10 protein-coding genes are annotated in these 10,451 nt (G+C 69.1%); 9 read left to right on the plus strand and 1 reads right to left on the minus strand.

The window, feature by feature from the left end:
- The first annotated feature begins 2 nt into the window (after positions 1-2).
- The 8 genes from DRB06_RS07005 to DRB06_RS07040 all read left to right on the plus strand — a co-directional run bounded on the left by DRB06_RS07005 (position 3) and on the right by DRB06_RS07040 (position 8,867).
- Positions 3-488, plus strand: coding sequence for a crossover junction endodeoxyribonuclease RuvC (locus DRB06_RS07005; protein ID WP_258522183.1), 486 nt, complete (start codon positions 3-5; stop codon positions 486-488).
- 57 nt (positions 489-545) lie between these two features.
- Positions 546-1,169, plus strand: coding sequence for a Holliday junction branch migration protein RuvA (gene ruvA / locus DRB06_RS07010; RefSeq protein WP_111819501.1), 624 nt, complete (start codon positions 546-548; stop codon positions 1,167-1,169).
- Between the two features lie 40 nt (positions 1,170-1,209).
- Complete coding sequence (ruvB, locus tag DRB06_RS07015; protein ID WP_073332150.1) at positions 1,210-2,217, plus strand: Holliday junction branch migration DNA helicase RuvB; 1,008 nt, start codon at positions 1,210-1,212, stop codon at positions 2,215-2,217.
- 167 nt (positions 2,218-2,384) lie between these two features.
- Positions 2,385-2,801 (plus strand): preprotein translocase subunit YajC, encoded by a 417-nt coding sequence (locus DRB06_RS07020; protein ID WP_395994432.1) that lies wholly within the window; start codon positions 2,385-2,387, stop codon positions 2,799-2,801.
- A 67-nt stretch (positions 2,802-2,868) separates the two neighbouring features.
- Complete coding sequence (gene secD / locus DRB06_RS07025) at positions 2,869-4,803, plus strand: protein translocase subunit SecD (RefSeq protein ID WP_111819502.1); 1,935 nt, start codon at positions 2,869-2,871, stop codon at positions 4,801-4,803.
- The gene (gene secF / locus DRB06_RS07030) at positions 4,800-5,903 is read left to right on the plus strand and encodes a protein translocase subunit SecF (protein WP_108967242.1); all 1,104 of its coding nucleotides are present in this window, start codon (positions 4,800-4,802) and stop codon (positions 5,901-5,903) included. Before secD ends, secF begins: the two co-directional genes overlap by 4 nt.
- Positions 5,900-6,454, plus strand: coding sequence for an adenine phosphoribosyltransferase (locus DRB06_RS07035; protein WP_073331891.1), 555 nt, complete (start codon positions 5,900-5,902; stop codon positions 6,452-6,454). The genes secF and DRB06_RS07035 overlap by 4 nt, the downstream gene beginning before the upstream one ends.
- 49 nt (positions 6,455-6,503) lie before the next feature.
- Positions 6,504-8,867, plus strand: coding sequence for a bifunctional (p)ppGpp synthetase/guanosine-3',5'-bis(diphosphate) 3'-pyrophosphohydrolase (locus DRB06_RS07040; protein ID WP_111819503.1), 2,364 nt, complete (start codon positions 6,504-6,506; stop codon positions 8,865-8,867).
- A 2-nt stretch (positions 8,868-8,869) separates the two neighbouring features.
- Here the strand turns inward: DRB06_RS07040 and DRB06_RS07045 are convergent, their stop codons facing one another.
- Positions 8,870-9,493 carry a hypothetical protein gene (locus DRB06_RS07045; protein WP_108967239.1) on the minus strand — a complete coding sequence of 208 codons (624 nt, stop codon included), beginning with the start codon at positions 9,491-9,493 and terminating at the stop codon, positions 8,870-8,872.
- Positions 9,494-9,774: 281 nt separating this feature from the next.
- Here DRB06_RS07045 and DRB06_RS16095 point away from each other — a divergent pair, with 281 nt between their 5' ends.
- On the plus strand, positions 9,775-9,924 hold the full coding sequence (locus DRB06_RS16095) for a hypothetical protein (RefSeq protein ID WP_181575217.1): 150 nt from the start codon (positions 9,775-9,777) through the stop codon (positions 9,922-9,924).
- The last annotated feature ends 527 nt before the right edge of the window (positions 9,925-10,451 follow it).

Consider the following 10,451-nt stretch of genomic DNA (forward strand, 5'->3'; position numbering starts at 1 on the left):
GGCTGCTGACCATCGCCGACGCCCTGGACGACTGGATCGCCCGGCTGGCGCCCACCGCCATCTCCGTCGAACGCGTCTTCGCCCAGGACAATCTGCGCTCGGTGGTTCCCGTGGCCGAGGTGATCGGGGTGGCGATGGTGGCCGGGGCCCGCGCCGGACTGGAGGTCGCCCAGCACACCCCCAGCGAGGCCAAGGCGGCGGTGACCGGCTCCGGCACCGCCGGCAAGGCCCAGGTGCAGGCAATGGTCCGGCGCATCCTCGGCCTGGACGCCCCGCCCCGCCCCGCCGACGCGGCGGACGCCCTGGCCCAGGCCATCTGCCACGCCTGGCGCGGTGGCGGCACCGGCGTCGACGGCAGCACGGACATGGTCTCCGCGGGCGGTTCGATCCGGGCCTCCGCCCGCACTCCCGCCCAGCAGGCGTGGGCGGCCGCACAGGCGAGGGCGCGCCGCACCGGCGCCGTCGACCCGCGCCGCCGAACCCGCTAGAGTCGACCCCATGCTGAACAGGTGTTCGACGCCCACATTCCAAGGAGCCCACGCCGCATGATCTCGTCACTGCGCGGAACCGTCCTCGAGGTCTCCCTCGCCGCCGCGACCATCGAGGTCGGCGGCGTCGGCATGTCCTTCCAGGCCACGCCCGCCACCCTGGCCGGGCTACGCGTCGGCGAGGAGGGCTTCGTCCACACCGAACTGATCGTGCGGGAGGACGCCCTGACCCTGTACGGCTTCGCCGACGCCGACGAACGCCGCTGCTTCCAGGTACTGCTCGGGGCCAAGGGTGTAGGGGCCAAACTCGCACTGGCTATCCTGGCGGTGCACACGCCCGATGCGCTGCGCCGCGCCGTCGCCGGCGAGGACGTGGCTGCCCTCAAGCGCGTACCGGGCCTGGGCCCCAAAGGCGCCCAGCGGATCATCATCGACGTCGCCGACAAGCTCGGCCCGCCCACCGGCACGGCACCGGAGCCCGCGCCGACGGCACCCGCCGGCGAACCCAACCCCGACGTCGTCGCCGCCCTGATCCAACTGGGCTGGAACGAGACCGCCGCCACCCGCGCCGTCGCCGCCGTCGAGGCCGCTCACGCGGAAACCGAGCCGGACGCGCCGCTGCCGGTGCCGGAACTGCTGCGCGCCGCCCTGCGGCACCTGGGAGGAGGAGCCCGTGGCTGACTACCCCGCTGCCAGTGCCGTCCCGGAAGGGGGCGGCCGCATGGTCGGTGGCGGCGCCGACGACGCCGAACGCGCCGCCGAGGCCGCCCTGCGCCCCAAGCGCCTGGAGGACTTCGTCGGCCAGCAGGTGGTGCGCGGCCAGCTCTCCGTGGTGCTGCGCGCCGCCCTGGCCCGCGGCGCCGTACCCGACCACGTGCTGCTGTCCGGCCCGCCCGGCCTGGGCAAGACCACCCTGGCGATGATCATCGCCAACGAGGTGGATGGCGCCCTGCGCATCACCTCCGGCCCCGCCATCCAACATGCCGGAGACCTCGCCGCCATCCTGTCCTCCCTGGAGGAGGGGGATGTGCTGTTCATCGACGAGATCCACCGGCTCGCCCGCACCGCCGAGGAGATGCTCTATCTGGCGATGGAGGACTACCGGGTCGACGTGGTGGTCGGCAAGGGGCCGGGAGCGACCTCCATCCCACTGACCCTGCCGCCGTTTACCGTTGTCGGTGCCACCACCCGCGCCGGCCTGCTGCCCGCCCCGCTGCGCGACCGCTTCGGTTTCACCGGCCACCTCGACTACTACGGGCCGGGCGACCTGACCCGCATCGTGACCCGCTCCGCCGGCCTGTTGGGAGTGAGCATTGACGCCGATGCCGCCGGTGAGCTCGCCCGCCGCTCCCGCGGCACCCCCCGCATCGCCAACCGGCTACTGCGCCGCGTGCAGGACTGGGCGCAGGTGCACGGCACGCCCGGACAGCTGGACTTGGACGCCACCCGCGGGGCGCTAGAGGTGTTCGAGGTCGACGAGCTGGGCCTGGACCGGCTGGACCGCTCGGTGCTGGAGACCCTGTGTACTCGCTTCGCGGGCGTGCCCGTGGGGCTGGCCACGCTGGCCGTGAGCGTGGGGGAGGAGCCGGAGACGATCGAGACGGTTGCCGAGCCCTACCTGTTCCGCGAGGGGCTGCTCGTGCGCACTCCGCGCGGCCGCATGGCCACGCCCGCCGCCTACACGCACCTGGGCCTGCGCCCGCCCGAAGACGGCGCCCTATTCACCTGAACACCACTTGAATGGGCACCTAAAGGCCCCGCGTAGGCACGGATAAGGGGCGCGTGTCACACCGGCGCACCCCTAACGTCCGGGCAGGCACCGCCCCCGGTGGCCTAGACTCGCACACGCCCGACGCCGAGGCGACGACGGGATTCCTCACGAACGGAGTCATCACGATGGACCCCATGCTGCTAATGCTGATCGTCATGCTGCTGGCCTTCTGGCTCATGTCCAGATTCGCCCGCAAGCAGCAGCAGCGGATGGTGGACGAGCAGAACCGGCGCACCGAGGAAGCACTCGTTCCCGGAACCTGGGTGCGGACCCGCGCCGGTTTCTACGGCACCGTTGTCGAGATCGATGGCGACGTTGTCACTCTGGCCACCCCACTGGGGGACGAGTCACTGTGGAACAAGAGCGCGATCGTCGGTGCCGAGGAGCCGCCCTTCGCGTCCGCGGAGGATGAGGATGCGGTTGCCGAGGAGGCATCTGACACCGTTGTCCCCGCGAACCCGGATGCTGCGCACGGCGAAGACGCAGGCGGCGCCGCGGACGAGCCCCCCGAGGAGCCGGCCGAGACACAGCCCCAGGCCTGAGACCAACACGCGCCAATGCCCCGCGACGGCGGAGGCACCGACCGCCCTTCCCGAGGAGAGGACCCAAGTGTCCACCAAAAAACTCAAGCATCCGGGCCGGCGCCTGCTGGTGGCGCTCCTGGTTATTGTGCTGGGCTACGTGGCCCTGGCGGTCGGTACGGCCACCGGGCGCACCCAGATGACTCCGGGGCTGGCCCTGGACCTGGAGGGCGGCACCCAGATCATCCTCACACCCACCACCTCCGACGGCTCGGAGATCACCGACGAGGACATCGAACAGGCCATTGCGATCATCCGCCAGCGCGTGGACGCCACCGGCGTCTCCGAGGCACAGATTTCCCGCCAGGGCGGCAACAACATCATGGTCTCCCTGCCCGGCACGCCCAGCGAGGACACGCTGGACCTGGTACGCACCTCCGCGGTGCTGTACTTCCGCCCGGTGATCCGAATCCTGCAGATGAACGCAGCGGCCTATGCAGACATGCAGAACGAGTACGCCGACTCCGTTGCCTCCGCGGCCGCGACCGACGGCGCCACGGAAACGGGCGTGGAATCGGGTACAGGTACAGACGGCACAGAAGAGGGTACAGAGACTGACGGGGATGCAGCTTCCGCTGACGCCACGCTTGCCCCGGTAACCGCCGAGGAGATGGCCACCAGCCTGGCGGACGTCAACGGCGACGGCACCATCTCCTCCGATCCGCTGGAGTCCACCAGCGACGACAACTCCTCGGACGCCTGGATCTCCGAACAGCTGATCTACGACGCCTACATGACCGACTGCACCTCCGAGGACGCCCTGTCCGGCGAGGCCCAGGACCCCGACGCCGCGGTCATCTCCTGCGCCCGGAATGGCAGCGGCACCATCTACATCCTTGGCCCGGCGGAGATCGCCGGCACCAACATCGCAGCGGCCTCCTCCGGTCTGGAGACCACGAGCCAGGGCACCACCACCAACAACTGGGTGGTCAACCTGGAATTCGACTCCGAGGGCAGCGACCTGTTCGCCGAGGTTTCAAGGCGACTAATCGCCTACCGCGATGCGGCCGCCGCCGCCTCGGACGCCACCTCCACCGATTCCCAGAAGGCCGAGTTCGCCATCGTGCTCGACGGGCTGACGATCATGGCCTCCGGCTTCAACGACACCGTCACCACCGCAATCACCGACGGTCGCGTGCAGATCTCCGGCGACTTCACCCAGTCCGAGGCGAACACCCTGGCCAACCAGTTGTCCTTCGGCTCCTTGCCGCTGTCCTTCACCGTGCAGTCCGAGCAGCACATCTCCGCCACCCTGGGAACCGAGCAGCTGCGCAACGGACTGATCGCGGGGCTGATCGGCTTCGCCCTGATCGTGGTGTACCTGGCCTGGCAGTACCGGGGCCTGGGGGTGGTGGCAGTCGCCTCACTGCTGATGGCCGCCGCCGGCACCTACCTGGTGATCGCCCTGCTGAGCTGGCTGATGGGCTACCGCCTGTCACTGGCGGGCGTGGCCGGACTGATCATCGCCATCGGCATCACCATGGACTCCTTCATCGTCTACTTCGAACGCGTGCGCGACGAGGTGCGCAATGGGCGCACGCTGGTGGTGGCCGTGGACGAGGGCTGGCGACACGCCCGCCGCACGATCATCGTGTCCGACTCGGTGAACCTGCTGGCCGCCGTGGTGCTGTACTTCCTGGCGGTCGGCGGCGTGCAGGGATTCGCCTTCACCCTCGGGGTGACCACCGTCGTCGACCTGGCGGTCATCATCCTGTTCACCCACCCCATGCTGGTGTGGATCCTGCGGTTCCGCTTCTTCGGGGAGGGGCACCGCTGGTCCGGACTGGACCCTGAGCACCTGGGCGCCCGCTCTGGCGCCGTCTACCGGGGTGGGGCGGCAGCGAGTGCGGTCGGCGCGGGTGGCTCCCTGGCCCGCCGTCGGGCTGAGGCGCGCCGTGCCAGAGAGCAGGCCGACGCCGTCGAAGCCGAAGACGCGAGCGGAAAGGATGATGAGCAGGCATGAAGTCCCTCGCCCAGCTCGGTAACGAGCTCTATTCCGGCACCACCTCCTTACCCTTCATCGGCAGGCGCCGCCTGTGGTATGCGATCGCCGGCGTCGTGGTGGCGGCGTCCATCGTGCTGCTGGCCACCGTCGGGCTGACCCCCGGCATCGACTTCCGCGGCGGCTCGGAAGTCACCATCACCGCGCTGGCCGAGCCCGACGTGGGCCCAGCTAATGATGTGCTGGCCGAGCAGGGGCTGTCCTCCGGTGCGTCGGTGACCACCGTGGGCTCCTCGTCCGTGCGGGTGCAGACCAACGAACTGAGCAACACCGAGTTGACCGGACTGTCCACCGCCCTCGCGGAGGCGTACGACGTCACCGACGCCGACGTGTCCGCGACCACCATCGGCCCTACCTGGTCGGCGGACGTGACCAATAAGGGCATCCGCGGACTGGTCATCTTCTTCGTGCTGGTAGGAGCCCTCATCTGGGCCTACTTCCGTACCTGGAAGATGGCGGTGGCCGCGCTGCTGGCCCTGTGCCACGACATCCTGATCACCGTGGGCGTGTATGCCGCCAGTGGCTTCGAGGTCACTCCGGCCACGATCATCGGTGTGCTGACCATCCTCGGCTACTCCCTGTATGACACGGTGGTTGTCTTCGACAAGGTCCGGGAGAACACCGACGGCTTCGAGACCCAGACCCGCTCCACCTATGGTGAATTGGCCAACCTGGCGGTCAACCAGTCGTTGATCCGCTCCATCAACACCTCCGTGGTCGGCGTGCTGCCGGTGGCCTCCCTGCTGGTGGTGGGCGCGTTCATCCTGGGCGCCGGCACCCTGCGCGACATCGCCCTGACCCTGTTCATCGGCATGATCGCCGGCACCATCTCCTCGCTGTTCCTGGCCACGCCGCTGCTGGTGGACCTGCGCAGCCGCGAGCCGGCCGTCAAGGAGCAGGCGGCCCGGGTCGCCCGCGCCCGCGGGGAGCGCCTGGCCGCAGCCGGAGACGACCCGGAGGCACTGGCCGCCATTGCCGCCACGCCCGCAGCCTCCCCCGTCATCCCCGGACACCATCTCGGAATCTCCGCCCAGCCCAAGAGGAAGAAGAAGCGGTCATGACCATCTCACCCGCCCTCCCGAAGGAACTCACGCAGCTTGTCCTGGATAACCTCCGGGAGATCCCGGACTTCCCCGAGCCCGGCGTGCTGTTCCGCGACATCACTCCGCTACTGTCCAACGGGGAGGCCTTCGCCAACCTGATCGATGGCCTGGCGGCCCATTACCGGGGCCACATCGACGCCGTCGCCGGACTGGAGTCGCGCGGCTTCATCCTGGCCGCTCCACTGGCCGTGCACCTGGGCATCGGCATGGTGATCGTGCGCAAGGCCGGCAAGCTGCCCGGCCCGGTGCTGGGTGTGGACTACGAGCTCGAGTACGGCACCGCCCGCATGGAGCTGCGGCCCGAGACCGTGGAGGAGGGCTCGCGCGTCCTGGTGATCGACGACGTGCTGGCCACCGGGGGTACCGCGGCCGCATCGATCGACCTGCTCGAGCAGGCCGGTGCGAAGGTCGAGTCGATCTGCATGCTGCTGGAGCTGGCCGGGCTGGGTGGACGCGAGAAGCTCGCCGGCCGGGACATCGACTCCGTCGTCGTCTTCGAATCCGCCTGACCTGGCGCCGGGCGGCATAAAACACCGCTGACCCGGCTATGATCCGGGTATGACGACGGACACGCGCAATGGGACCGGCACCGCCGATGAGACGGTGGTGCCGGGGTCGCGTGTGCGCAGTCGCCTGGCCTGGTTCGGGGCGCGCGGCCACTCCACCCCACCGGCCATTGAGCCACTCATGCGGGCGCTGCGCGCCAACCACCCGAAGGCGGACACCAGCCTGATCGTGCGCGCCTACCGGGTTGCGGAGAAGGCGCACGCCGGGCAGGTGCGCAAGTCCGGGGAGCCGTACATCACCCACCCGGTGGCCGTGGCCACCATCCTGGCCGAACTGGGCATGACCCCGCAGACTCTCGCCGCGGCACTGCTGCATGACACGGTGGAGGACACGGACTACACCCTGGAGCGGCTGCGCGCCGACTTCGGTGACGAGATCGCGCTGCTCGTGGACGGCGTCACCAAACTGGACAAGGTCCAGTACGGGGACGCCGCTCAGGCGGAGACCGTGCGCAAAATGATCGTGGCCATGTCCAAGGACATCCGGGTGCTGGTGATCAAGCTGGGCGACCGGCTGCACAACGCCCGCACCTGGAAGTACGTGCCGGAGGAGACCGCCGCCCGCAAGGCCAAGGAGACCCTGGAGATTTATGCGCCCCTGGCCCACCGGTTGGGGATGAACACCATTAAGTGGGAGCTGGAGGACCGCTCGTTCAAGGCCCTGTACCCCGGCGTGTATGACGAGATCGAGCGGCTGGTGGCCGAGCGTGCTCCCGCCCGCGAGGAGTACCTGCGGCAGGTGCGCCTGCAGATCGAGGAGGACCTGCGGGTCAACAAGATCAAGGGCATCGTCACCGGCCGGCCCAAGCACTATTACTCGATCTATCAGAAGATGATCGTGCGCGGGAAGGACTTCGACGACATCTACGACCTGGTGGCGGTGCGCGTAATCGTCGATACCGTCCAGGACTGCTATGCGGTGCTCGGCGCGCTGCACTCGCGTTGGACCCCCATGTCCGGCCGGTTCAAGGACTATATCGCCGTCCCCAAGTTCAATCTCTACCAGTCGCTGCACACCACTGTGATCGGTCCGGGCCGCAAGCCGGTAGAGATTCAGATCCGCACCCACGAGATGCACCGCATGGCCGAGTACGGGGTGGCGGCGCACTGGAAGTACAAGGAGGATCCCAACGCCACCGGCCCCAGCCCCCTGGGGGGTGCCCCCGGTGATTCCGACGCCGGTGAACTCGGCTGGCTGCGGCAACTGGTCGACTGGCAGAAGGAGACTCAGGACCCCGCCGAGTTCCTGGACTCCCTGCGTTATGAAATGTCCGGCGGGCAGGTGTACGTGTTCACCCCCAAGGGGGACGTGCTGGCACTGCCGAGTGAGTCGACGCCCGTTGACTTCGCCTATGCCGTGCACACCGAGGTGGGGCACCGCACCGTCGGCGCCCGCGTCAACGGTCGACTGGTGCCGCTGGACACCAAGCTGGAGAACGGCGACACGGTGGAGGTCTTCACCTCCAAGGCGCAGGGCGCCGGCCCCAGCCGCGACTGGCTGAACTTCGTGGGCTCCACCCGCGCCCGCAACAAGATCAAGTCTTGGTTCTCCAAGGAGCGGCGCGAAGAGGCGATTGAGGACGGCAAGAACGCCATCGCCCGCGCCATGCGCAAGAAGGATCTGCCCATCCAGCGGCTCATGAGCCACGACTCGCTGATGAACGTCGCCGAGACGCTCAACAAGCAGGACATCGACGGCCTGTATGCGGCGGTGGGCGAGGGGCATATCTCCGCCCAGCACGTCGTCGACACGTTGGTCGCGTCTGTCGGTGGGGAGGCCGGCGCGGAGGAGACCCTGGCGGAGGGGGTGCTGCCCACCCGGGCGGCACCCACCGGGAAGCGGGTCCTCTCCGCCGGTGACCCCGGCGTCGTCGTCGAGGGCATGAACGAGGGCGACATGCTCGTCAAACTGGCGCGGTGCTGCACCCCCATGCCCGGGGATGAGATCGTTGGTTTTGTCACCCGCGGCTCCGGTCTGTCGGTACACCGCGCCGACTGCCAGAACGTTGAGCAGCTGCGGCAGCAGCCCGAGCGCCTGCTCAAGGTCCACTGGGCCGAGCACGCCCAGAGCGCCTACCTGGTGCAGCTGGAGGTGGAGTCCCTGGACCGTGGCGGCCTGCTGGCGGACATCACCCGCGTCCTGGCCGACAATCACGTTAACATGATCAGTGCCAACGTGAGCACTTCCCGGGACCGGGTGGTGGTGGGCCGGTTCGTGGTCGAGCTGGCGGAGGCCAGCCACCTCGACCACACCTTGGCCTCCCTGCGGCGCATCGACGGCGTGTTCGAGGCGCGGCGGCTGACTTCCTCCACCAATCGGCACCAGCACGAGCGCCCGGCTCAGGCCGACGCCTGAACTCAGTCCGGCACAATCGGCGCGTACAGTTCGTCGATCAGCCGGCGGGCTCGCCGCAGGCCCCGCATGCCGCCGCCGCGGCGGGCCAGCAGCGCCGGCTCCAGGTCGCGGCGGGTCAGCCCGGCGCGGCGGGCACGCAGCACCGCATCGACGGCCACCGCGGGTGGCGCAGTGCGCGCCAGGTCGACGACCGTCCGGGGGAGCCGTAGACAGACCACCCCTTCCAGGGTGACGACGTCGGCTGGGGGCGCGTTGCGCACAAGTTCTGGTCCTGCGGGTACCTGCCCGCCGGTGTGCACCCACAGGGCGGTGCGCCCGGCCACCACCCGGTTGGCCGGTAGCCGCGGCGCGAGTGCGGCGGCGCGGGCGGCCGGGTTGCCGAGCAGGTCCGCCGGCACCGCTTGCCCGTGCACGTCCACCAACACCCGCTCATCCAGACCGTGGCAGCGCAGCAGCGCCAACTCCTGCATGGGCAGGACATCCATAATCGGCTCGACGGGGCCGTGCAGCAGGCGCGCCAGCACCGCCCGGGCGGGAACCGTGCGGGTCCGGGCCCCCGGGGCGAAGTCGACCAGCGGCTCCGGCGACGACGACGGAGCCGGGGGAGTGGAAGGGGCCGTGGGCATGGCCTCATCCTTCCTGGGCGCGGGCGCCGGCACCAGTGCCCGACGGCTGCCTGTGGAAAACCTTGCTACAGCCAGGGTCGCCGGCACGGTCGCTCGCGACAGCACGAGCATTGTCCCAGCCGGCGCGGGAACAGATCGGTCTACGGACGCTTTGCCGAGTTATGGCGGTGTGGTAACTTTTTGGAGTCGGTCATGTTCCGTACAGCGCACTGGTGGCGTGTGGAGTGTGGCTGTGTTTGGTTACCCGGGTCCTGCCCGGGGGAAGGGGCCCTGAGCTAGTCATGTCATACAACTCCTACGCAGACGCAAACGCTGACGGCGATGACGACGACGGTTCGTCAGATCTGGCGGAGAACCTGAAGAAGCAGGCGATTGAGGAGGTCATGGGCCGGGCGGGGACCGTGCGGGAGGTTCTTGCGAATGATCCGTAGGTTCTGGCTTCGGCGTTGGTTGTGGGCGCCGTCGTGGCCGCGGGTGGCATACCGTCTTCTTCCTATGGCGCCGCGGGCGGTTTGAGCGCGTTTAGGTCGTGTTGTGTAAGTCGTTTGTGGTGGTGGGGCGGTGCTGGCGATGTGGGTGGTGGTCTGGTGGCGGATGGTGAGTTGGTCGTGTCTGGTGGCTGTGGGGCCCGAGTTTGAGTGGGCTGCGTGTGCCCGTGGGGGACGCGGAGTCGTCTTCGTGAGCTCGCTCGCGCTGTTGGGAGCGTCGTCCCGGAGCCGGGTTGTCGACGTTGGTGCCTGTGGGCGGGCCGGTTGTGTGCTCAGCGAGGATTGGTGTGCGCAGTCAGGCGCGTAGGGCGTTCCCGCGGTGTCGGGGGCCTGGTTGCCGACAGTCGAAGGGGGCGAGTAGGTCTTGTACCGCCCTGGTTGGACCGCTCACGCTCGGTTGGACCGCCCACGCCCCGTTGGACCGCTGTAACCGGCGGCTACGGCGGTCCAACGGGGGAACAGGGGTCCAA

Source organism: Actinomyces sp. Z5 (genome assembly GCF_003287795.1).
GTDB lineage: Bacteria > Actinomycetota > Actinomycetes > Actinomycetales > Actinomycetaceae > Actinomyces > Actinomyces glycerinitolerans.

What these genes read in the sequence shown, in the direction of transcription:
- ruvA (WP_111819501.1), top strand. Translation starts at nt 546, where the DNA reads ATGATCTCGTCACTGCGCGGAACCGTCCTCGAGGTCTCCCTCGCCGCC.
- ruvB (WP_073332150.1), top strand. Translation starts at nt 1,210, where the DNA reads ATGGTCGGTGGCGGCGCCGACGACGCCGAACGCGCCGCCGAGGCCGCC.
- DRB06_RS07020 (WP_395994432.1), top strand. Translation starts at nt 2,385, where the DNA reads ATGGACCCCATGCTGCTAATGCTGATCGTCATGCTGCTGGCCTTCTGG.
- secF (WP_108967242.1), top strand. Translation starts at nt 4,800, where the DNA reads ATGAAGTCCCTCGCCCAGCTCGGTAACGAGCTCTATTCCGGCACCACC.
- DRB06_RS07035 (WP_073331891.1), top strand. Translation starts at nt 5,900, where the DNA reads ATGACCATCTCACCCGCCCTCCCGAAGGAACTCACGCAGCTTGTCCTG.
- DRB06_RS07040 (WP_111819503.1), top strand. Translation starts at nt 6,504, where the DNA reads ATGACGACGGACACGCGCAATGGGACCGGCACCGCCGATGAGACGGTG.
- DRB06_RS07045 (WP_108967239.1), bottom strand. Translation starts at nt 9,493, where the DNA reads ATGCCCACGGCCCCTTCCACTCCCCCGGCTCCGTCGTCGTCGCCGGAG.
- DRB06_RS16095 (WP_181575217.1), top strand. Translation starts at nt 9,775, where the DNA reads ATGTCATACAACTCCTACGCAGACGCAAACGCTGACGGCGATGACGAC.